A 22,366-nucleotide genomic window follows, 5' to 3' on the forward strand; every position below is an offset into this window, starting at 1 on the left:
CCGCGCCGGTACGTCAGATGGGGCGGTACCCCGCACCGACGCCGCCGCGGGCGTCGACGTCGCCGAGGATCGTGACGAAGTTGGTGCCCACCTCCGGGCCGATGCACGGGGTGAGCAGGTACGCGTTGACCATGGCGACGAGGGTCGTGCCGACGACCAGCGGGGCACCGGAGTCGCCCTCGACCACGCACACCTGCGTCCAGGTCTCTTGGGAGTTGAACACGTCGCCCCAGACGACACCGCAGGTGTTGCCGGTGGTGCGGCCCTCCTTGCACGCCACGTTGGGGAACCCCACGGGGGTGCCGACGCCGGTGATGGTGACGTTGCCGACCCGATTCACCGGTGCGACTCGGCCGCGGTCGAACTCGATGACCGAGTAGTCGAGCACCTCGTTGGTCCCGACGATCCGGCCGAGGACGCCGGCGCCGAGGTCCATCTCGGACTTCACGGTCGTCCCGGGCCCGCCGCAGTGTCCGGCGGTGAAGCCGACGAGCCGGCCGGCCCGGTCGTTGCCGATCGTGGCGAGCGTGCAGTCGAACAGATCCTCGGAACCGTTGCCGAGCGTGATGCCCGACCCGCCCCCGAGCGGAACCGGCGGCGCCGCGACCGCGACGCCCGTCCCACCTGCCAGCAGTGCAACACCTGCGACGATCGCCATCGCAACGCGCTTGAACATGAGCCCTCCCGCCCGGCCGGTTCCGGCCGCATCAGCGGGTCAGCCTACCCGGTCGAACCCGACCCCAGGCTCTCCAACGCCTTTCTGGCCTCCTCGAGTTCACGGCTGAGCTGAGCGACGCGTTCCTCCGCCGCCTGACGCGCCGCGTCGATCACCGACCGGACCGCTTCGAGGGCCGCCTCGTCGCCGAGTTCGAGCACGGCGCGCTCGACGGCGTCGGGGCTGACGGGATTGGCCTTGCTCAGACGTCTGGTGCCCTGCGCGACACCGACCGTCCACTCCTGCTCGGGATCGATCGTGATGGTGACGGTCACCCCGGGCTGCTTCTTGGCCCGGCGCGGCGCGGCCTTGGGCTTCGGGGTCGCGCCGGTCTGCGGTTCGGGTGCGGTGGGCGGCACGGCGGTGGTCTCCTTCGTGGCGGGCGGGGACGCCGGGGACGAGCTCGTCGGGGCGGGACCGCGGGCGGCCCCCGATGCCGCCGGCTGCGGCGCGGGGGTGCGCGGGGCGGTGGGGCGCGCGGCGGTGGGGCGCGGGGCGGTGGGGCGCGGGGTGGATCGATCCGCGGCCTTGCGGGCCGGCTCCTTCGTCAGGCGCAACTCCTCGGCCTCGAAGGGCAGTTCGTCGTCGACGCCCTTGGGCCGGACGGTGACGGTGCGGCCCGCCACCGACACAGCCCGGGCCGACGCGCCCGGCGCGATGCCCAGGCTCGGGATGCCCTCGATGAGATAGACGGTGGCACGGCGACCGTCCGCGACGGCGGAGGTCAGCTCGGCGAGCTGCTCGTCGGTGAGGTGATCCGGGCCGGTGGCGCCGGCTCGTCTGCGGGGCGGCATGCGCGTCCTTTCGTGCTGGGGGTGCAGGAGGCGCGATCACTGTCGCACACAGGTGCGACACTCTCGCGAATTCGTTGCGCACCCGAACTGTGGTGGGCGATGCTGGGTCGGCCGGTCACCTTCGGCGGCCGGGAAGGAGCGACGTGAGCGCGTCGGAGCAACCGGAGCTCGGGACCGAGCTCCTGCAGGCCGTGCAGGCCGAACTCGAACGAACCCTGCTCGGCGGCGAACGCCGCTACACCCAGGAGGAGAGCGCCGCCCTGGCCGGCGTGGACTTCGAACGCGCCCAACGGCTCTGGCAGGCGCTGGGATTCACCGTGGACCCGGACCCGGACGCGCGGACGTTCACGGACGGTGACGTCGCGGCTCTGCGCAACATCGACGCGATCGTGAGCAGCGGCGCCCTGCACCCCGACCTGGAGCTCGCGGCCGCGCGGTCGCTGGGGCAGTCCATGTCGCGACTGGCCGAGTGGGAGGTGACGTTGATGAACACCCACATCCTGGACCGGCTCGAGACCGAGTACACCGGAGCCACCCCGTCCGAGGAGGAGATCCGGTCGTTCGTCGACGGCCTGCTGCAACGGGTGCTGCCGCTCACCGAGAACCTGCAGCTGTACGTGTGGCGCCGGCACCTGGTGGCCACGACCGGGCGCAACGTGGTGCGGGCCGGGGGCGAGTCCGCCGGCCGGGTCCTGGTGGTCGGCTTCGCCGACATGGTGGGGTACACCCGCCTGACCCGTCGGATCGACGCCGACGAGCTCAACGATCTGCTCGAGGACTTCGAGTCGACCGCGACGGGCATCGTGACCCAGGGCGGCGGCTGGGTGATCAAGACCGTGGGCGACGAGGTGATGTTCGCCGCCGAGGATCCGGCAGACGCGGCGCGGATCGCGCTCGCGCTGCAGGAGTCGTCGACTTCGCGACCCGACGCCCCGGATCTGCGGGTGGGCATGGCGCAAGGGCCGGTCCTGGCCCGGTTCGGGGACATGTTCGGCTCGGCGGTCAACATCGCCGCGCGACTGACCGGTGCCGCACGACCGGGGACGGTGCTGGTCGATTCGACCCTCGCCGACGTTCTCGAAGGCGACGACCGTTTTCGGCTGCGTCCCCTGCGGGCGCTGCGGGTGAAGGACTTCCATCGGCTGCGCCCCTCGGTGCTGCGGCCGGCCCAGGACTGAGCAGCGCCCCGATTCACGGCGGTGTGTCGTCGACGCACTGCCGGGCCGGACGCGCACGGGCCCTCACGGCCCCGATCCGCACGCACCCGTTGTGCACCGACGGCTGTCGAGGTAACCTCGGATTAACAGTTACCAGTCGTCACACTAAAAGGTGGAGACATGACCGCATCGCTCACCCGCCCGTCGGAAGCCGAGAGCAAGGGCTTCGTCCCCGGCGTCCCGCTGTCCGAGCGCGAGGAGACCGCGCAGCGCCTGCTCGCCTCGTCGGCCCGCAAGTCCTACGACCCGACGGTGGAGGTCGACTGGGACGCCCCCGTCCCCACCGACAAGTACGGCATGACCCCCGAGTGGAGCACGCTGTACGGCACGGCACTGTGGGACGAGATGACCGAGGAACAGCGCATCGAACTGACCAAGCACGAGGCCGCGAGCGTCTCGAGCGTGGGCCTGTGGTTCGAGATCCTGCTCATGCAGATGCTGCTGCGCGACGTCTACAACCGTGACAAGCACTCCCGCCACGTGCAGTTCGCCCTCACCGAGGTCGCCGACGAGTGCCGCCACTCCGTCATGTTCGGCCGGGCCGGGGAACGCCTCGGCATGCCGGACTACGGCCCGGCCCGCTACATCCACCGCCTCGGCCGGGTGTGGGGCGGGTTCTTCCGGGGTGCCAACGCCTACGCGAGCGTCATGGCCGCGGAGGAGATCCTGGACATGATGCAGCGCGACTTCATGCGCGACGAACGCGTCCAGCCGGTCACCCGCACGGTCAGCAAGATCCACGTCCTCGAAGAGGCCCGGCACATCCGGTTCGCCCGCGAGGAGGTCGCGCGCCGGCTGGCCGGGGCGAGCCGCGCCCGCCTGCAGTTCGAGCGGATCAACACCGCGGTGACCGTGTACTTCGTGGTCAAGAGCATGATCCATCCCGACGTGTACAGCAACGCGGGACTCGACCGAGACCGCGCACTCGCCGAGGCCGCGAACAACACCCACTACCACGACCGCGTGCGCAAGTCCGGCGCCAAGCTCATGACGTTCCTCGACAGCGTCGGCCTGATCGGTGGGCCGTCGAAGATTCTCTACAAGAAGGTCCACCTGCTCTGAGCCGTCACCGGCGGGGTCGCGCGAGGTCGTGGGGTCTCGCGCGACCCGTCCGGTCGGGGTCGCCGGCACGCACCCTCATCCGGTCGGCCGCTCGAGATCGGCTCGCTCCCAGCGGCCGAGATCGGCGGCCGCCTCGTAGGTGCTGCGCAGGAACCGCAGTAGTTCCGCGTCGGGGTCGGCCGCGGTCCGCACCGCCTCGTACGGCAGCAGGAACTCGCCCAGTTCGGTGGAGTAGTACGCGGCGTCCGGGTGCACCGGATACTCGGCGAAACCCTCCGGCGCCGGATAGGCGTAGGAATAGAAGGCGCCTTCGTCCGCGCCCCCGGGCCAGAATCCGCAGCTGCTGAGCTCGTGCGAATAGGCCTCGGTCATCACCCAGTCGGCGCAGTTGGGGATGCCTCCGGGGTGCGGTGGCGCGGTGCGCCCGGAGAAGCGCGTGCAGGCGAGATCCATCGCGCCCCAGAAGAAGTGCACCGGACTGACCTTGCCGAGGAAGTCCCCTCGGAACTCGTGCAGGACGCGATCGGCCTCGAGCAGTTGCCGCCAGAAGAGGTGGGCCGCGTCGGGGTCGTACGTGTTGTGCTCGTGGTCCTGCACAAACGGAATCGCCGGATCCACCTCGTTCGGGGTGCCCTGGATCCGGGTGGCGATGCCCAACTCGTCCAGGGTGCCGAGAACGCGTCCGTGAAAATCCGCCACCGACTGCGCAGCGAGCGGGACGCAGCCGCTGCCACCGTCGCTCGAGCGGATGCGCAGGATGTGCTCGCAGAGGTCGAACTCGATGTCGAATACGTTGTGCCGGTAAGGAATCGACGAGGTCCCCAGCCCGCGAGGCGTGACGTACAGCGTCGCCTGCCACCAGTGGTTGACCATCGGCGCGTGAGCCAGCCGGATCTTGCCGACGATCTGCAACCACATGTGCAGGGTGTCCCGAGTCGCGGCCCAGTCGGCCGTGCGCAATCGCGGCCACGCCTCGCCCGGAACCGATGCCGATTCGTTCACCACGCCTCCCCGGTTCGGGAAACGACCCTACTCGGCCGGGCCGTCCGCCGGGCCTCCTCGACGGAATCCCGTCGCCGGCGCACCCGCTCCGGGAACGCGTATCCGGACAAGTGCTGCGCCGCCGTCGGCGGCGGCGCAGAATTCAGGTACGAACCGCGACTCCCGCCGGGGGCACCATGGCCACATCGTCCGACCTCCCCACGGTGGGGGTCGAAGAGGAATTCCTCCTCGTCGACGCGGAAACCGGAGAACCCGCCGTCAACAACTCCGACGTCGTCGAGCAGGCCCGCGCCCTCGGGGTGGAACTGCAGTACGAACTGGACCGGTGCCAGGTCGAAACGGCGTCAGGGGTCTGCCACGACGCCCACGAGCTGTACACCGACCTGTCCACCCGGCGATCCCTCGTCGCCGAGGCCGCCCGCCGTTGCGGTTCCCGGCTGGTGGCGGTGGGTGTCCCGGTCGTCGGGTCCCGGGAGCTTCCGGTCACGGAGAAGCCGCGGTACCTGCGGATGGAACGGCACTTCGGCATGCTGGCCCGCGAACAGGGCATCTGCGGCTGTCACGTGCACGTGGCCGTGCCGGACCGGGCGACCGCCGTGCAGGTGAGCAATCACCTCCGTCCGTGGCTGCCCACCTTGCTGTCGTTGTCGGCGAACTCCCCGATCCACCGGGGAGTCGACACCGGGTACGCGAGCTGGCGCTCGATCCTGTGGTCGCGCTGGCCGAGCGCCGGTCCGCCACCGTACTTCTCGTCGGTGGAGGAGTACGACAACACCGTCGCGGCCATGCTGGAGTGCGGCAGCATCCTCGACAAGGCGATGGTCTACTGGGACGTCCGTCCGTCGACCAATTTCCCCACCGTCGAGGTGCGGGTGTGCGACGTCCCCGTGACCGTCGCCGAGACGGTCCTCGTCGCTGTCCTCGTTCGCGCTCTGGTGCTCACCGCTCTGCGCGATCTCGAAGCGGGCCGCACCGCCGTGGCCTTCTCCTCCGAAGTACTGCGGGCCGCGTACTGGCGCGCGGCGCGCGACGGCCTGCCCGGCGACGGCATCGACCTGCCCTCGACCGCCCGCCGCCCGGCCGCGCACCTGCTCAGGGCGATGATCGAGCACGTCCGGCCGGCCCTCGAGGATCTCGGCAGCTACCAGCAGGCGCGTGAGGGTCTGCACGCCGTGCTCGGATGCGGAAACGGGGCCGTCCGGCAGCGACGGGTGTTCGCCGCCGGCGGCACCGCCCAGGACGTGATCGCCCGGCTGGCCGAACTGACGTCCGCCGGGTGCACCCACTGAGCCGCGGAACACACGCACCTATCCCTAGCTTTCCGGTCGGGAATTGGTTACGGTCTGCGCCGTGCTCCTGCTGACCCGTCGCCGCCACATCGACTTCGCCCGCACGGCGACGTCCACGTGTCCGTGTCCGTAGGCCCGTCTCTCCCCCGAACCGACTGTCGAGGAAGCACATTCATGACCACTGCTCCGTCCACCCACCTGCGCGCCGTCGTCGACACGAATCGTGAGGCGATCGCCGGCGACCCCATCCGGGCTCACGCCGTCTTCCGCGCCGAAGCGCACGGGCACGACGCCGTCGCCAGCACCGTCGCCCTCGGCAGGTTCAGCGTCGAGGTCGACGAACCGCCGGCTCTCGGCGGGGAGAACACCGCGCCGAACCCCGTCGAGTACTACCTCGCCTCGCTGCTGTCCTGCCAGGTGGTGACCTACCGCGTCTGGGCAGAGCAGCTCGGGATCCGCGTCGACGACATCTCGGCGCGCGCCGAAGGCGATCTGGACGTGCGTGGGTTCTTCGGCTTCGGCGACGTCCGCCCCGGATTCGGGGAGGTGCGGGTCGCCGTTACGCTGTCGGGACCGGAGCCGCGCGAACGCTACCTCGAACTGCAGGAAGCGGTGGACGCCCACTGCCCCGTCCTCGATCTGACGCGCAACCCGACCCCGGTGCGAACCGTGGTCGAGATCGCGTGAATTTCGGGGCGCACTGGTCGGCGTCCCGCGGAGCAGATAGTGTCGGGCGCGTGAGCCGGACACGAATTCAGGCAATGCCGGGGCCCTCCGCCCGCTGCCACGCCGTGCGCATGTGTATGTGCGGGTGTCCGGCCGTCTGACCGGCCGCACCCGATCCTCGCCCGTACCGGGCATCCCGAGTGTGCATCGACGTGGCGTCCCCGTGTCTCGTCCCGGGCGGGAACCGTCACGTCACCCCGAGACGATCGTCGACCGAACAACGGAGCAGCAACCCCATGAGCGAAACCCCCATCGATCCCGCAGCCTCCTGGAGCTTCGAGACCAAGCAGATCCACGCAGGACAGCCCGCCGGCGGCGACACCCGCGCCCGCGCCCTGCCGATCTACCAGACCACCAGCTACACCTTCGACAACACCGACCACGCCGCCGCCCTGTTCGGCCTCACCGAACCCGGCAACATCTACACCCGCATCATGAACCCCACCCAGGACGCGGTCGAACAACGCATCGCCGCCCTCGAGGGCGGCGTCGCCGCCCTGCTCCTCGCCTCCGGCCAGGCCGCCGAGACCTACGCCATCCTCAACCTCGCCGCCGCCGGCGACCACCTCGTCGCCAGCCCCTACCTCTACGGCGGCACCTACAACCTGCTGCACTACACCCTGCCCCGCCTCGGCATCGAGGTCACCTTCGTCGACGACCCCGACGACCTCGACCAGTGGCGCGCCGCCGTCCGCCCCACCACCCGCGCCTTCTACGGCGAAACCATCGCCAACCCCAAAAACCACCTCCTCGACATCCCCGGCGTCGCCGCCGTCGCCCACGAGCACGCCCTGCCGCTGATCGTCGACAACACCGTCGCCACCCCCTACCTGATCCGCCCCCTCGAGCACGGCGCCGACATCGTCGTGCACTCGGCCACCAAATACCTCGGCGGCCACGGCACCGCCATCGCCGGGGTCATCGTCGACGGCGGCACCTTCGACTGGACCGCCGCCGGACCCGACGGCACGGCCCGCCACCCCCAGTTCACCACCCCCGACCCCAGCTACCACGGCGTGGTCTACGCCGACCTCGGCGCCCCCGCCTACGCCCTCAAGGCCCGCGTGCAACTGCTGCGCGACCTCGGCGCCGCGGTCTCCCCGTTCAACGCCTTCCTCATCGCCCAGGGCCTCGAGACCCTGAGCCTGCGCATGGAACGCCACGTCGCCAACGCCGGCAGGGTCGCCGACTTCCTCGCCCGCCGCCCCGAGGTCACCGCCGTCGCCTACGCCGGCCTCGACTCCTCCCCCTGGCACCAGCGCGGCCGGGCTCTGGCCCCGCGCGGGACCGGCGCGATCGTCACCTTCGAACTCGCCGGCGGCGTCGACGCCGGCAAGAAGTTCGTGAACGCGCTGACCCTGCACAGCCACGTCGCCAACATCGGCGACGTGCGCTCGCTGGTCATCCACCCCGCCTCGACCACCCACTCCCAGCTCACCGCCGCCGAACAACTCGCCGCCGGCGTCACCCCCGGCCAGGTCCGCCTCGCCGTCGGCATCGAACACATCGACGACATCCTCGCCGACCTCACCACCGGCCTCGAGGCCGCCGGCGCCTGATCCTGCCTCCCACACGCGGCCCCGCCCCGGATACCGGGGCGGGGCCGTGCCTTTCGTGGGCGTGATCTACCGGGCGGCGACGCGGGTGGAGGCCTCGCCGAGTGCTCGCAGCGCCGGAACTCCCACCGGTTCGGTCGCGAGCAGCGGCACGACCGCGTAGCGCTCGGCGAGTTCGGTGCGGACCTTGTCGATCTGCTCGAGCTCGGCGGCGGCGCGGCGGCGCAGCAGCGGTGCGGTGGGCGCGGCGGCGGCCACGGAGTTGTCGATCACCCACGCCCAGGGGTGAATGCCGGCACGTTCGAGGTCGCCCTGGAGCCCCGCGGCCTCGAGCACGGGAGTGGTCTCGGCGAGGGTGATCAACAGGACCTTCGTCGAAGCCGGGTCCTGCAGGCGCATCATCGGGGTGACGGCGTGCAGGCCCGGGCCCAGCTGCCGGGTGACGTCGCGGTGGTAGGACCCGGTGGCGTCGAGCAGCAGCAGGGTGTGGCCGGTGGGCGCGGTGTCGACGACGACGAACTTGCGCCGGGACTCCTGGATCACCCGCGAGAATGCTTGGAACACCGCCACTTCCTCGGTGCACGGGGAGCGCAGGTCCTCGGCGAGGGTCGCCCGGCCCTGCTCGTCGAGGTGCGCACCCTTGGTGGCCATCACCCGCTCGTGGTAGGCGCGAGTGGCCTCGGCGGGATCGATGCGCGAGACATGGAGGTGTTCGACGTCGCCGTGCAGGGTCTCGGTCAGGTGTGCGGCAGGGTCGGTGGTGGTCAGGTGGACCTCGTGCCCGCGTTCGGCCAGGGCCACGGCGACGGCCGCGGCGACCGTGGTCTTCCCGACCCCGCCCTTGCCCATGCACATCACGAGACCGTGTCCGTCCCGCTCGATCTCGTCGATCAGGGCGCGCAGCGGTGCATCCGCGACGTCCGGCACCGCACCGATCTCCGGAGGGAGGTCCGTGCCGACGTCGGCCGTCTCGAACAGCGTCCCGAGGGCATCGAGACCGATCATGTTCGCGGCCTTGAGCTCGATCAGGTCCAGCGGCAAGGGTTTCAGCGCCGCCGGCATGCCCGCCAACGCGGCCTGTTCACGGCGGTGGATCGCGAGGGCGAGGGGGTCCGTGTCGCCGGACGGCGCCGGCAGGACGCCGTTGACGACGACGTGCTGGCGGCTCAGCCCGAGCGCGGCGAGTTCGCCGTGGGTGCGGTCGATCTCGGCGAGAGCGGAGCGGGTGGCGCGGGCGACGAGCACGAGCTGGGTGCGCCGCGGGTCCGCCAGGGCGTCGACCGCGGCGGCGTACATGGTCTTCTGCTTGTCGAGCCCGGCGAGCGGTCCGAGGCACGATGCGTCGCCCTTGCCCGCCGCGAGGAATTCGGTCCAGTTCCCGGGCAGCTGCAGCAGCCGGATGGTGTGTCCGGTGGGGGCGGTGTCGAACAGCACGTGGTCGAACGACGCGATCTCGCCGTCGGTGTCGGTCAGCAGCGAGGTGAACTCGTCGAACGAGGCGACCTCGGTGGTGCAGGAGCCGGAGAGCTGCTCGGTGATCGAGGCGATCTCGGCGTCGGGCAGCAATCCCCGCACCGGCCCGACGATGCGTTCACGGTAGGCGTCGGCGGCCTGCTCGGGATCGATCTCGAGCGCCGACAGGCCGGGCACCGCGGGAATCGCGGTGAGGGCGTTGCCGATCGTGAGGCCGAAGACCTGACCGACGTTCGAGGCGGGGTCCGTCGAGACCAGCAGCACCTTCTTCCCGGCGCGGGCGAGACGCAGTGCGCTCGCACAGGCGATGGAGGTCTTGCCGACGCCGCCCTTGCCGGTGAAGAACACGAACCTCGGCGGGTCGGTCAGAAACGTGGGGGTGGTCATCCGGTGATCTCCTCGTCCTCGACGGCTCAGCAGCAGGTGGCGTCGCCGGGTGTACAGCAGGCATCGTCCGCGACATTCAGCATCGTCGCGCCGACGGGTGCCTGGGCGACGTCGAGTCCCGCCCACGCGGCGAGCTGGGTCCGATCGGGGTAGCGCCCGGTGAGCACGGTGACGTCGTCGACGAGCACGAGCGGCAGACCGGCGGAGCCGGCGACCTCGAGGAAGCGCTTGACGGCGGGAGTGTGCGCGAAGGCCAGCGGATCGTTGGCCAGGTTGTGGCGGGTGATGGTGGCACCCTGATCCTTCAGCCACTGCATGTCGGCCGTGAAGGTGACGAGGTTGCGGTCCACGTCGTCGCCGCACACGCCGGTGTTGCAGCACAGGGCCGGTTCGAAGACTGCGATGGTGCTCATGGTTTCTCCTGGTCGGATCAGCGGGTGGGGGAAGCGGAGTCGAGCAGCCGGGCGGCGAGGGCGTCGACTCGGGCGGCGATGTCGTCGCGCACGAGGCGCATCCGTTCGATGCCGTCGATGCCGCGCTCGGACGGCTCGTCGGTGTCCCAGTTCTCCGCGTGCGCCGCGTCGACGCGGGCGTCGCGGCCGAGGGTGACGACCAGGTCGACCTCGGTCAGTAGCTGCGGATCGACCGGCTTGGGGTACTCGCCGGCCACCGGTGCGCCGACCTCCTCGAGCACCTGCACCGAGAGGGCGTTGAGCGCCGAACCCGGTGCCGTCCCGGCGGAGTGCACGACGATGCGGTCACCCGCCGCCTTGCGCATCAGCGCGGCGGCCATCTGGGACTTGCCGCCGTTCTTCACGCAGACGAACAGCACCGAAGGTGTGCGCACGGGAGGGTTTCCTTTCGACCGGGCCGGCTGTCCGTTTGACGCCGTGTTTCGACAACCGTCAATATAGACGCATGCCGAATCAACCGCCGCGCGGGGACGAGCCCTGCTGCCCGCCGCTCAGCCGCGAGCCGCTCACCTCCGATTGGGCCGGTGACCTGGCCCGCATGTTCAAGGCCCTGGGCGATCCGGTGCGCCTGCGGATGCTGAGCCTGATCGCCAGCCACGAGGGTGGCGAGTGCTGCGTGTGCGACATCTCACCGTCCTTCGACCTGTCGCAGCCGACCATCTCGCATCATCTGAAGGTGCTGCGGGAGGCCGGCCTCCTCGACTGCGAACGTCGCGGCACCTGGGTGCACTACCGGGTCGTCCCCGCCGCTCTGGCACAGCTGTCCGCGGTGCTGTCCGTCGAATCCGGGCTCGTCGCGACCTCGTCGTGCGCGCCCGCCGGCACCCTCGAGGAGGTCGCCTCGTGACCACCACCAGCGACCACCCGGCCGTGGTCGGCAAGCTGTCCACCCTCGACCGGTTCCTGCCGGTGTGGATCGGCGTCGCCATGGTCGCCGGCCTGTTGCTCGGCCGCCTGATCCCGGGTCTCGGCGACATCATCTCCACCGTCGAGATCGACGGCATCTCGCTGCCGATCGCCCTCGGCCTGCTGATCATGATGTACCCGGTGCTGGCCAAGGTGCGCTACGACCGGCTCGACACCGTCACCGGCGACCGGCGGATGCTGATCGGCTCGCTGGTCCTGAACTGGATCGTCGGGCCGGCGCTGATGTTCGCCCTGGCCTGGCTGATGCTGCCCGACCTGCCCGAGTACCGCACCGGGCTGATCATCGTCGGTCTGGCCCGCTGCATCGCCATGGTCATCATCTGGAACGATCTCGCCTGCGGCGACCGCGAAGCCGCCGCCGTGCTCGTCGCACTCAACTCCGTCTTCCAGGTGATCATGTTCGCCGGCCTCGGTTGGTTCTACCTCTCGGTGCTGCCGGGCTGGCTCGGACTCGAACAGACCACCCTCGACGTCTCGCCCTGGCAGATCGCCAAGTCGGTGCTCATCTTCCTCGGCATCCCGCTGCTCGCCGGCTTCCTCACCCGCCACTTCGGCGAGAAGGCCAAGGGCCGGACCTGGTACGAGCAGAAGTTCCTGCCCAGGATCGGGCCGTGGGCCCTGTACGGCCTGCTGTTCACCATCGTGATGCTCTTCGCGCTGCAGGGCGAGCAGATCACCTCCCACCCGTGGGACGTCGCCCGCATCGCCCTGCCGCTGCTGGCGTACTTCGCGATCATGTGGGGCGGTGGCTACCTCCTGGGCGCGGCGATGGGCCTGGGCTACGAGCGCACCACCACCCTCGCGTTCACCGCGGCCGGCAACAACTTCGAACTCGCCATCGCCGTGGCCATCGCCACCTTCGGCGTCACCTCCGGCCAGGCCCTCGCGGGCGTCGTCGGACCGCTCATCGAGGTGCCCGTGCTCGTCGGCCTCGTCTACGTCTCGCTCGCCCTGCGCAAGCGCTTCACCCCCTCCGCCACCCCCGCCGCTTCGTGAAGCCCGAGAGCCAGGGAGCCGACATGTCCGACCACTCCGACCGCTACCAGCCCGAACTGCTCATGCCGCAGGCGGTACTCCAGCGTGCCGCCGAGCACCTCGCCGACAAGTACGACGGGATCTTCTCCCCGCAGACCGTCGAACGGGTGGTGTTCGAGTCCTATGCGGCGCTGCGCCGCACCGCGACCGTCTACACCCACCTGACCGCGCTCGCCCCGCGCTTCGCCGCCGAACGCCTGACCGCACTGGCCCAGGCCGAAGGCGCCGTCGCCAAGGACGTTCCGGAGGTGCTGTTCGTCTGTGTGCACAACGCCGGCCGCTCCCAGATGGCCGCCGCCCTGCTGGATCACCACGCGGGTGGCCGCGTCCACGTCCGCTCCGCGGGCTCCGCGCCGATCGCGGCGATCAACCCGGTGGTGGTCGAGGCCATGGCCGAGCTCGGCCTCGATCTCGGCGCCGAGTTCCCCAAACCGCTCACCGACGACGTCGTCGCCGCCGCGGACGTGGTCGTCACCATGGGCTGCGGCGACGCCTGCGCGGTCTACCCCGGCAAGCGCTACCTCGACTGGACCGTCCCCGACCCGGACGGGCAATCCCTCGAGGTCGTCCGCACCATCCGTGACGACGTCGACGCCCGGGTCCGCGCTCTGCTCGCCGACCTCACCGCCGTTCCCACCGCCTGACACCCGAAAGGTTCCCTCGATGACCACCAAGCCGTCCGTGCTGTTCGTGTGCGTGCACAACGCCGGCCGCTCCCAGATGGCCGCCGGATTCCTCACCGCCCTCGCCGGCGACGCCGTCGAGGTCCGTTCCGCCGGCAGCGCCCCCGCCGATCAGGTCAACCCCGCCGCCGTCGAGGCCATGGCCGAGCTCGGCATCGACATCTCCACCCAATCCCCGAAGATCCTCACCACCGACGCCGTCGAAGCCTCCGACGTGGTGATCACCATGGGCTGCGGCGACACCTGCCCGGTCTTCCCCGGCAAGAGCTACAGCGACTGGGTGCTCGAGGACCCGGCCGGCAAGGGCGTCGAGTCGGTCCGCCCCATCCGCGACGAGATCAAGACGCGGGTCGAGGCGCTGATCGCCGAACTCGTCCCCGGCGCCGTCCGCAGCTGACCGAGCGCAGGGCGTGTCCGGCCGGATCCACCAGGACACGCCCTGCGGCCCGGCCGGGTCGGCCACACTGGAGCCGGGTCGACTCCCACCTTCCCCGCGAACCGAGAAGGGGTGCGCGATGACGGCACTGCCCATCGTCTGGCAACGCCTGGTCAGCCAGGGACAGACGTGCCGCCGCTGCGCCGGCACCGGTGAGCAGGTCCAGGACGCGATCGGCACGCTCGAGCAGGTCCTGCGCCCGCTCGGCATCGCACCGCACCTCGAGGTCCGCGAACTCGACGACGCCGCCTTCGCCGCGAACCCGGCCGAATCCAACCGCATCTGGATCGCCGGCCGCCCGCTCGAGGACTGGCTCGACGCCGACGTCGGCAGCAGCCGATGCTGCTCGGTGTGCGGCGACTCCCCGTGCCGGACAGTGGCACTCGGACCGGTCACCTTCGAAGAGATCCCCGAACGACTGATCGTCAAGGCCGCCCTGATCGCCGCGGCGAGCCTGCTCGACGCCCCCGGTCACCCCTGACGGCCGGGATCGACGATCTGCGCACGCGATGACGAGGGAGACGATGAGCACGGTCGAGGTGGACGTCGTGGTGATCGGGGGCGGGCAGGCCGGCCTGGCCGCCGGGTACTACCTGCGCCGGGCCGGGCTCGAGTTCGTCGTCCTCGATGATCAGCCCACACCGGGCGGCGCGTGGCCTCACACCTGGCCGTCGCTGCGGCTGTTCTCCCCCGCGGAGTACGCGTCGCTGCCGGGATGGCCGATGCCGCCGTGGCGGGACGGGTTCCCACCCGCCCGGCACGTGATCAAGTATCTGACCGCGTACGAGCGCCGCTACGGCCTGCCGGTGCGGCGGCCGGTGCGGGTGCGGGCGGTCACCCGCGACGACGACGGGGAGCGGCTGCGGGTGGACACCGCGGAGCGGGTGTGGCGGGCACGGCGGGTGATCAGCGCCACCGGCACCTGGCAGCAACCGTTCTGGCCCGCTTGTCCCGGAGCCCGCGGCTTCGCGGGCAGACAGTTGCACACCGTGCAGTACCGCACCCCGGGTGAATTCGCCGGTAAGGCGGTCGTGGTGGTCGGCGGCGGCAACTCCGGCGCCCAGCTGGTCGCCGAGATCTCGGAGGTCACCGACACCACCTGGGTGACCACCCGGCCGCCGCGGTTCCTGCCGGACGACGTCGACGGACGCGTGTTGTTCGAGATGGCCTCGCGGCGCGCGCTGGCGCTGGCGGCCGGACGCCCCGATCCGGGCGGTATCACCGACCTCGGTGACATCGTGATGGTTCCGGAGGTCCTCGCGGCCCGGGACCGCGGCGCGCTGGATCCGCTGCCGATGTTCGACCGGCTGACCCGGGACGGCATCTCGTGGGACGACACCGGGGAGAGCCGGCGCGCGGACGTGATCGTCTGGGCCACCGGATTCCGCCCCGCCCTGGCGCCGCTGCGGCCGCTGCACCTGCGCGGGCCCGACGGTTCGATCGATGTGGCGGGCACCCAGGCGTTGAAGGAACCCAAGCTGCATCTGCTCGGCTACGGGGATTGGACCGGCCCCGGCTCGGCCACGTTGATCGGGGTCGGGCGCACCGCCAAGGCCACCGTCGCCGGCCTGGCGCTGGACCTCTGAGCCGGCACCGCGGCCGGAACGCCCCTATGAGCACCCCCGGGGCTCGAGCGGGACCGGAAGCCTCACACGATGCCGTAGGCGCGGTGGTCGGCCTCGCGGAGCGCGCCGACGTAGTCACCGCGTCCGCGGCCGGTCCCGTCCGCGCCGGACGACACGGCGAGCACGCCGCGGAACTCGTCGACACTGTGATATCCCTTGCGGCGCATCCACTCACGCACACCGTCGAGCAGGACGGCGGCGTACTCGGGTCCGTGGCGCAGCAATGCCGAGGCGGACTGCACGACGTCCGCACCGGCGAGCAGATACTCGATCACGTCGGTGGCGTCCTCGACGCCGGTGGTCGCGGCCAGGTCGGCGCGCACCCGTCCCCGCAGCAACGCGATCCAGGTCTGCGGCAACCGGGTCTCCGCGCGGGTCGACAGGGTCACGGCCGGGACCACCGTGAGGGTTTCGGAATCGATGCCGGGCTGCAGGAACCGGTTGAACAGCACCAGTCCGTCGGCCCCGGCCTCGTCGAGACGGAGCGCCATCTCGCCGATCGAACTGAACTGGGGGCTCATCTTGACCGCGACCGGCACGGTGACGGCGTCCGCGACCCGGTCCAGGACGTCGAGGTGTCGTTGTTCGACGTCCCGGCCACTGATGTGCGGATCACCGGGCAGGTAGTAGATGTTCAGCTCGATGGCGGCCGCACCGGCGTCCTGCATCGAGCGTGCGTAGCCCGCCCACGCGCCCGGGGTGACGCCGTTCAGGCTGCCGATCACCGGGACGGCGACCGCCTGCGCGGCGCGTTCGAGCAGGCTCAGGTAGCGGCGCGGTCCGTGGTCCTCGACGGCGTCGCCCGGAAAGTACGACAAGGACTCGGCGTAGCTCTGCGAACCGTGCTCGGTCAGTGCCGCATTGCGTTCCGCCTCACGCAGCAGCTGCTCCTCGAACAGCGAACACAGCACCACCGCACCGACGCCCGCGTCGGCGAGCCGGCGGACCCCACCGACCGTGCGGGACAGTGGGGATGCCGCCGCCATCAGGGGATTCGGCAGGTCCAGGCCCAGGTAGCGCGTCGACAGGTCCATCAGCGATCCTTGCGGGCGTCGGCGGTGAAGTGGTGCGACCCTTGCGATGCCATGTCCTCGTACCGGTCCCAGCGCTGAGCGATCGCCTCCTCGGCGAGGCCGAGAAGCCGGTCGTATTCCGCCGGGTCGGTGTTGGCGAGCGCGCGGTACCGCAGCTCGCGGCTGCGGTAGTCCTCGAGCGAAATCCTCGGCCGGTGCGAATCGAGCAGGAACGGATTCTCCCCGGCCGCCCGCAACACCGGGTCGTAGCGGATCAGCGGCCAGTGCCCGCTGGCCACCGCGCGGTACTGCTGGTCCATCCCGTGACGCATGTCGATACCGTGCGCGATGCACTGACTGTAGGCGATGACGAGCGACGGGCCCTCGTAGGCTTCGGCTTCCCGCATCGCCTGCAAGGTGTGCTGCGGATCGGCACCCATCGCGACCCGGGCGACGTAGACGTTGCCGTAGGCGATGGCCTGCAACGCAAGGTCTTTCATCGGAACCGTCTTGCCGGCTGCGGCAAACTTCGCGATCGCGCCGAGCGGGGTGGCCTTGGACATCTGTCCCCCGGTGTTGGAATACACCTCGGTGTCGAGGACCAGGACGTTGACGTTGCGACCGCTGGCCAGGACGTGGTCGAGACCCCCGGCACCGATGTCGTAGGCCCAGCCGTCGCCGCCGACGATCCACACGCTGCGCCGTACCAGGTGGTCGAGCACACTGCGCAGGTCGGCGGTCGTGGTCGGATCAAGCTCTGCGAGACGGGTTTCGAGTTCGGCGACCCGTTCCCGCTGGGCGCGCAGCTCGGACTCGCGCAGTTGCGGCGCCGTCAGGATGCTCTCGACGAGGTCGGCACCGACCGCCTCCCGCAGTTCGGTCAGGCGCCGCCGGGCGAGCCGGGTGTGCTCGTCGGCGGCCAGCCGGAACCCCAGCCCGAATTCGGCATTGTCCTCGAACAGCGAGTTGGACCAGGCGGGGCCGCGGCCGTCCGCATTGGTCGCCCAGGGGGTGGTGGGCAGATTGCCGCCGTAGATCGACGAGCAGCCCGTGGCGTTCGCGATCATCAACCGGTCGCCGAACAGTTGGGAGAGCAGCTTGAGGTACGGGGTCTCCCCGCAGCCCGCGCAGGCGCCGGGAAACTCGAACAGCGGCTCGAGGAACTGCGTTCCGCGGACGGTGCCGAAGTCCACCCGGGCCCGGTCGGCCGTCGGCAGCGTCTCGAAGAAGGCGATGTTCTCGCGTTCGGCGGCCACTCGCGGTTCGCGGGGTGCGAGGTTGATGGCCTTGGTGACCGTCGCGCCGGGAGTCACGGCGGGACAGGCCTCGACGCACAGCCCGCACCCGGTGCAGTCCTCGGTGTAGACCTGCAGGGTGTACCGGGCGTCCGGCAGACCCACGGCCCCCAGTGCCGCCGAGCCGAACTGCTCCGGGGCACCGTCCAGGTGGGATTTGTCGTAGAACTTGGTGCGGATCACGCTGTGCGGACAGACGAAACTGCAGTTTCCGCACTGGATGCAGGTGTCCGGGTCCCATGCTGCGACCAGTTCCGAAATGTTGCGCTTCTCGTAGGCGGTGGTGCCGCTCGGATAGGTCCCGTCGACGGGAAACGCGCTGACCGGCAAGGCATCCCCACGCCCGGTCATCATCTCCGCGGTGACGGTGCGGACGAACTCGGGCGCGTGCTCCGGCACGATCGGCGCCGGTACTCGGGTGGTGGTCACCCGGCCGGGCACCTCGATCCGGTGCAGCTCGTCCAACGCCCGGTCCACCGCGGCCAGTTCGCGTCGCAGCACGTCGGCTCCACGGTTGCCGTAGGTCTTCTCCACCGACTTCTTGATCCGGGCGACGGCCTGCTCACGCGGCAGCACATCCGAGATCGCGAAGAAGCAGGTCTGCAGCACGACGTTGATCCGCCCGGCGAGCCCGACCTCGCGAGCGATCCGGCCCGCGTCGACGGCGTACAGCGTGATCCCCTTGTCGAGGATCTGTTCCTGGACCCGGCGGGGCAGCGCGTCCCAGACCTTGTCCGGCCGGTGTCTGCAGTTCAGCAGCAGGGTCGCTCCCGGTGCGGCCGGTCCCAGGACGTCGATCTTGTCGAGGAATCGGAACTGATGGCAGCCGACGAGGTCCGCGCGGCTCACCAGATACGGTGCGCGGATGGGCCGCGGTCCGAAACGCAGATGCGAGACGGTCTGCGAGCCGGACTTCTTCGAGTCGTAGACGAAATAGCCTTGCGCGTGCAGGTGTTCCTCGTCGCCGAGGATCTTGATGGTGTTCTTGTTGGCCCCGACGGTGCCGTCCGAGCCCAGGCCGTAGAAGATCGCCCGCACGGTGTCGGGGGATTCGATGTCGAAGGACGGGTCGTAGGCGATGCTGGTGCCGGACACGTCGTCGTCGATGCCGACGGTGAACCGGCGCCGGGGCCGCCCACGGGCGAGCTCGGCGAAGACGCCGGCCACCATCCCGGGTGTGAACTCCTTCGACGACAGGCCGTAGCGGCCGCCGCAGATCCGGGGCATGACGGCTCGCTCACCGTCGGCATGCGCCTCCGCGAGGGCCGCGACGACGTCGAGATACAGCGGCTCGCCGTGCGACCCGGGCTCTTTGGTGCGGTCCAGCACGCCGATCGCGCGCACCGTCGCCGGCAGCGCCGCCAGCAGCGCCTCGGCGGGAAAGGGTCGGTACAGCCGCACCTGCACCACCCCGACGCGCTCACCGCGGGCGGCGAGCGCGGCAGCGGTGTCGGATGCGGTCTGCGCCCCGGATCCCATCAAGACCAGCACTCGTTCCGCCTCGGGGTGCCCGGCGTACTGGACGATGCGCAGGCCGCGGCCGGTGCGCTCACCCAACTGCGCCATCAGCTCGTCCACCACCGCCGGAACCCGGGCGTAGAACGGGTTGACCGTCTCCCGTGCCTGGAAGTAGGTGTCCGGGTTCTGCGCGGTGCCCCGGATGAACGGCCGCTCCGGCGACAACGCGCGTCCGCGATGCTCGTGGATCAGCTCCTCGGGCACCAGTGCCCGCAGGTCGTCGTCGGTCAGCGTCTCGATGGTGTTGAGCTCGTGCGAGGTGCGGAAGCCGTCGAAGAAGTGGACGAACGGCACCCGCGTCCGCAGGGTCGCGGCCTGCGCCACCAGCGCCAGGTCGTGTGCTTCCTGCACCGAGGCCGAGGCGAGCAGCGCGAACCCGGTCTGGCGCACCGCCATCACGTCCGAATGGTCACCGAAGATCGACAGTCCCTGCGCGGCCAGGGACCGGGCCGCGACGTGCATGACCGCCGAGGTCAGCTCGCCGGCGATCTTGTACATGTTCGGGATCATCAGCAGCAGGCCCTGCGACGCGGTGAACGTCGTCGCCAGTGCCCCGCCCTGCAGCGCGCCGTGCAGCGCGCCCGCCGCGCCGCCCTCGCTCTGCATCTCCACCACACTCGGCACGGTGCCCCACAGGTTCGGCCGGTGCCGGCTGGACCATTCGTCGGCCAGCTCGGCCATCGCCGACGACGGGGTGATCGGATAGATGCAGCACACTTCGTTGAGCCGGTAGGCGACCGACACGGCCGCCTCGTTACCGTCCACCGTGGCACGCGTCATGTCGGCTCCGGAAACATCTCGATGGCGTGCACCGGGCACTGCTCGAAGCACTCCGCGCAGCCGGTGCACTTGCCGTAGTCGTACCGGTAGCCGTGGCCGGGACCCAGCTTGACGATCGCGTCCTCCGGGCACGCGCCGAGACAGCCGTCGCACTCGAAGCAGTTGCCGCACGACAGGCACCGGCCCGCCTCGAAGGTCGCCGCCTCGGCCGACACTCCGCCGACCACCTCGTCGAATCCGGAAAGACGTTCCTCGACAGGTAATTCCGGCTGGACCCGCCGATCCGCGTCGGCGAAGTACCACAGGTGCAGCTGGTCGAACGTCGCGATCGGATGCTTGGCGGGTCGCTTGCCGGACACTCGACTCAGCCAGGCGTCGATGTGGTGCGCCGCCTTCTTCCCGTGGCCCACCCCCACCGTGACGGTGCGCTCGCCGGGCACCATGTCGCCGCCTGCGAACACCCCGGGGCAGCCGGTCATCAGCGACTCGTCCACCCGCACGCTGCCGTCCCGCTCGAACTCGACCCCGGGCAGCGTGCGCATGAACGCCGACTCGGTCTCCTGGCCGATCGCCATGATCAGGGTGTCCGCGGCCAGCGTCTCGAAACGGCCGGTGGGCCGTGGACGACCGGACTCGTCGAGTTCCATGACCTCGACCTGCAGTTCGGGCCCGTCGAAGGCGGTGACCGTGCGTAGCCAGTTGATCCGCACGCCTTCGCGTTCGGCGTCCTCGGCCTCCCCCACGTGGGCGGGCATCTGCTCGCGGGTGCGGCGATAGACGATGACCGCGTCCTCGGCCCCGAGCCGGCGGGCCACCCGGGCCGCGTCCATCGCCGTGTTGCCGGCGCCGTAGACGGCCACGTGCCGCCCGACGGGCGGGTTCTCCCCGGAGGCGACACCGCGCAGGAACGACACCGCGTCGATCATCGTGCCCGCGTCGCAGGCCGGGATGTCGACCCGTTTGGCCAGATGCGCGCCGACCGCGACGAACACCGCGTCGAAACCGCCCTCCGCGCGTTCCGCCGCGAGATCCTCGACCCGGTGGTTGCAGGTCAGCTGCACACCCAGTGCCGCGACCCGCTCCAGCTCCGCCTCGAGCACGTCGCGCGGAAGCCGGTAGTTCGGGATGCCGTAGCGCATCATCCCGCCGGGCTCGGCGCCGGCGTCGCGGATCTCGACGTCGTGGCCGCGGCGGGCGAGGTGACAGGCGGCGGACAGCCCGCTCGGCCCGGCACCGATCACCAGTACCCGCTTGCCGGTGCGGGTGGGGGGCGGCTCGAACATCCAGCCCTGCTCGCGTGCCCGGTCGCCGAGAAAACGCTCCACCGAATGGATGGACACGGCGCTGTCCAGAGTGGCGCGGTTGCAGACGGATTCGCAGGGGTGGTAGCACACCCGGCCGTGGACGGCGGCGAACGGATTGTCGGCGACGAGCTGCCGCCAGGCCTGCTCGTACCGGCCGGCCTTCGCGTGCGCGAGCCAGGCCTGGATGTTCTCCCCGGCGGGGCACCGTGCGTTGCACGGCGGCAGCAGATCCACATACACGGGCCGACGCCGGCGCACCGGCCCCGCGCGGGGACGGCCGTGCACCAGATCCGGCAGCGGCGTGAGCTCCTCCGACGGCCGGGCCGGACGCCCGCCCGTCGCCCCGCCACTGCGCTCGTCGGCAGTCATCCCCTCACGATAGGGCTCCGGCCGGGTGTCCGGCACCGGATTGCGGCGGCGCCGGCATGCCGACGACGCGCCGGCTCGGGCCCGCCTACGGGCGGGGGCCCGGAGCGGGGCCGTGGGTGTCGCTCAGCAGCACGTCGTCGCGGCGGGCGCCTTCTCGGTGCCGGTCGCCGATTCCTGCTCCCGTTCGGCGGCGGAGCCGCAGCACACGCCCTCCGCGTTCTCGTCCTGGTCGAGCAGCTTCGGGCTCGTGCCGAAGGTCTCGCTGTCGGCGAGGACGGTGTAGACCTCCCACTTCTCCCCCGCCGGGCCGGTGACCCACACCTTGTCCTGGGTGGCGAAGCAGCAGGTGGTGCCGATCTCCTCGTCGGTGAACAGGCCTTCGTCCGTGAGGCGGGCGATCTCGGAGTGCACCTTCTCGCTCGAGTCGACCTCGACGCCGAGATGGTTGATCGAGCCGCCCTTGCCCGCGTTCTCGATCAGGACGAGCTTCAACGGCGGCTCGGCGATCGCGAAGTTCGCGTAGCCGGGCTTCAGCTTGGCCGGCTCGGTGCCGAACAGCTTGGTGTAGAACGTCACGGCCTCCTGCAGGTCGTCGACGTTGAGGGCGAGCTGGACGCGGGACATGATGACCTCCACCTGTGAGACATACGTCGAATTACTGGTTTCACTGTCGCCACCTTTTTGACA

General features: G+C 70.6%; 21 protein-coding genes. 11 read left to right on the forward strand and 10 right to left on the reverse strand.

Translation table 11 applies throughout. From position 1 onward, the window contains the following. Positions 1-13: 13 nt before the first annotated feature. Positions 14-676 (reverse strand): hypothetical protein, encoded by a 663-nt coding sequence (locus tag QNA09_RS20725; RefSeq protein WP_010593705.1) that lies wholly within the window; start codon positions 674-676, stop codon positions 14-16. 44 nt (positions 677-720) lie between these two features. After that, positions 721-1,509, reverse strand: a complete 789-nt coding sequence (locus QNA09_RS20730) for a DUF6319 family protein (protein WP_010593706.1) — start codon at positions 1,507-1,509, stop codon at positions 721-723. A gap of 143 nt (positions 1,510-1,652) precedes the next feature. On the opposite strand from QNA09_RS20730, the gene QNA09_RS20735 reads away from it, so the two are divergent. Together QNA09_RS20735 and QNA09_RS20740 are read left to right on the forward strand one after the other, a co-directional pair. Beyond that, on the forward strand, positions 1,653-2,687 hold the full coding sequence (locus tag QNA09_RS20735) for an adenylate/guanylate cyclase domain-containing protein (RefSeq protein ID WP_017679674.1): 1,035 nt from the start codon (positions 1,653-1,655) through the stop codon (positions 2,685-2,687). Positions 2,688-2,846: 159 nt separating this feature from the next. Continuing rightward, the gene (locus tag QNA09_RS20740; protein ID WP_017679675.1) at positions 2,847-3,788 is read left to right on the forward strand and encodes a diiron oxygenase; all 942 of its coding nucleotides are present in this window, start codon (positions 2,847-2,849) and stop codon (positions 3,786-3,788) included. 75 nt (positions 3,789-3,863) lie between these two features. On the opposite strand, the gene QNA09_RS20745 is transcribed toward QNA09_RS20740, so the two are convergent. Then, positions 3,864-4,793: a DUF5996 family protein gene (locus QNA09_RS20745; RefSeq protein ID WP_072786501.1), complete on the reverse strand. Its 930-nt coding sequence runs from the start codon at positions 4,791-4,793 to the stop codon at positions 3,864-3,866. A 173-nt stretch (positions 4,794-4,966) separates the two neighbouring features. On the opposite strand from QNA09_RS20745, the gene QNA09_RS20750 reads away from it, so the two are divergent. The 3 genes from QNA09_RS20750 (at position 4,967) to QNA09_RS20760 (ending at position 8,364) form a co-directional block, all read left to right on the forward strand. Continuing rightward, positions 4,967-6,079, forward strand: coding sequence for a glutamate--cysteine ligase (locus QNA09_RS20750; protein WP_102031666.1), 1,113 nt, complete (start codon positions 4,967-4,969; stop codon positions 6,077-6,079). A gap of 174 nt (positions 6,080-6,253) precedes the next feature. Beyond that, positions 6,254-6,766 carry an OsmC family protein gene (locus tag QNA09_RS20755; protein WP_119700101.1) on the forward strand — a complete coding sequence of 171 codons (513 nt, stop codon included), beginning with the start codon at positions 6,254-6,256 and terminating at the stop codon, positions 6,764-6,766. A gap of 275 nt (positions 6,767-7,041) precedes the next feature. Further along, on the forward strand, positions 7,042-8,364 hold the full coding sequence (locus tag QNA09_RS20760; RefSeq protein ID WP_119700102.1) for a bifunctional o-acetylhomoserine/o-acetylserine sulfhydrylase: 1,323 nt from the start codon (positions 7,042-7,044) through the stop codon (positions 8,362-8,364). A gap of 66 nt (positions 8,365-8,430) precedes the next feature. Here QNA09_RS20760 and arsA read toward each other — a convergent pair whose 3' ends face one another. The 3 genes from arsA to QNA09_RS20775 are packed head-to-tail and all read right to left on the reverse strand — an operon-like array spanning position 8,431 to position 11,068. Then, the gene (arsA, locus tag QNA09_RS20765) at positions 8,431-10,221 is read right to left on the reverse strand and encodes an arsenical pump-driving ATPase (protein WP_140188961.1); all 1,791 of its coding nucleotides are present in this window, start codon (positions 10,219-10,221) and stop codon (positions 8,431-8,433) included. Between the two features lie 26 nt (positions 10,222-10,247). Next, the gene (gene arsD, locus QNA09_RS20770; protein WP_017679680.1) at positions 10,248-10,634 is read right to left on the reverse strand and encodes an arsenite efflux transporter metallochaperone ArsD; all 387 of its coding nucleotides are present in this window, start codon (positions 10,632-10,634) and stop codon (positions 10,248-10,250) included. A 17-nt stretch (positions 10,635-10,651) separates the two neighbouring features. Then, positions 10,652-11,068, reverse strand: coding sequence for a low molecular weight phosphatase family protein (locus tag QNA09_RS20775; protein WP_308072051.1), 417 nt, complete (start codon positions 11,066-11,068; stop codon positions 10,652-10,654). 71 nt (positions 11,069-11,139) lie between these two features. On the opposite strand from QNA09_RS20775, the gene QNA09_RS20780 reads away from it, so the two are divergent. The 6 genes from QNA09_RS20780 (at position 11,140) to QNA09_RS20805 (ending at position 15,361) form a co-directional block, all read left to right on the forward strand. Beyond that, positions 11,140-11,541 carry a helix-turn-helix transcriptional regulator gene (locus QNA09_RS20780; protein ID WP_029540137.1) on the forward strand — a complete coding sequence of 134 codons (402 nt, stop codon included), beginning with the start codon at positions 11,140-11,142 and terminating at the stop codon, positions 11,539-11,541. After that, positions 11,538-12,617 carry an ACR3 family arsenite efflux transporter gene (gene arsB, locus QNA09_RS20785; protein ID WP_006945076.1) on the forward strand — a complete coding sequence of 360 codons (1,080 nt, stop codon included), beginning with the start codon at positions 11,538-11,540 and terminating at the stop codon, positions 12,615-12,617. Before QNA09_RS20780 ends, arsB begins: the two co-directional genes overlap by 4 nt. Positions 12,618-12,640: 23 nt before the next feature. Then, positions 12,641-13,300: an arsenate reductase ArsC gene (locus tag QNA09_RS20790; protein WP_010595622.1), complete on the forward strand. Its 660-nt coding sequence runs from the start codon at positions 12,641-12,643 to the stop codon at positions 13,298-13,300. 19 nt (positions 13,301-13,319) lie between these two features. Then, positions 13,320-13,736 (forward strand): arsenate reductase ArsC, encoded by a 417-nt coding sequence (locus QNA09_RS20795; protein WP_308072052.1) that lies wholly within the window; start codon positions 13,320-13,322, stop codon positions 13,734-13,736. Positions 13,737-13,854: 118 nt separating this feature from the next. After that, positions 13,855-14,256 (forward strand): DUF2703 domain-containing protein, encoded by a 402-nt coding sequence (locus QNA09_RS20800; protein ID WP_308072053.1) that lies wholly within the window; start codon positions 13,855-13,857, stop codon positions 14,254-14,256. Positions 14,257-14,299: 43 nt separating this feature from the next. After that, positions 14,300-15,361 (forward strand): ArsO family NAD(P)H-dependent flavin-containing monooxygenase, encoded by a 1,062-nt coding sequence (locus QNA09_RS20805; protein ID WP_308072054.1) that lies wholly within the window; start codon positions 14,300-14,302, stop codon positions 15,359-15,361. 62 nt (positions 15,362-15,423) lie between these two features. On the opposite strand, the gene QNA09_RS20810 is transcribed toward QNA09_RS20805, so the two are convergent. From QNA09_RS20810 to QNA09_RS20825, 4 genes are all read right to left on the reverse strand, one after another. Next, positions 15,424-16,434, reverse strand: a complete 1,011-nt coding sequence (locus QNA09_RS20810) for a dihydroorotate dehydrogenase-like protein (RefSeq protein ID WP_308072055.1) — start codon at positions 16,432-16,434, stop codon at positions 15,424-15,426. Then, positions 16,434-20,006, reverse strand: coding sequence for a pyruvate:ferredoxin (flavodoxin) oxidoreductase (gene nifJ, locus QNA09_RS20815; protein WP_308072056.1), 3,573 nt, complete (start codon positions 20,004-20,006; stop codon positions 16,434-16,436). Before nifJ ends, QNA09_RS20810 begins: the two co-directional genes overlap by 1 nt. After that, positions 20,003-21,679, reverse strand: coding sequence for an NAD(P)-binding protein (locus QNA09_RS20820; RefSeq protein WP_302070014.1), 1,677 nt, complete (start codon positions 21,677-21,679; stop codon positions 20,003-20,005). Before QNA09_RS20820 ends, nifJ begins: the two co-directional genes overlap by 4 nt. Before the next feature lie 123 nt (positions 21,680-21,802). After that, on the reverse strand, positions 21,803-22,303 hold the full coding sequence (locus QNA09_RS20825; RefSeq protein WP_010595628.1) for an ArsI/CadI family heavy metal resistance metalloenzyme: 501 nt from the start codon (positions 22,301-22,303) through the stop codon (positions 21,803-21,805). Between the last annotated feature and the right edge of the window lie 63 nt (positions 22,304-22,366).

The sequence above is a fragment of the Rhodococcus sp. AH-ZY2 genome (assembly GCF_030916465.1).
Classification (GTDB): Bacteria; Actinomycetota; Actinomycetes; order Mycobacteriales; family Mycobacteriaceae; genus Rhodococcus; species Rhodococcus ruber.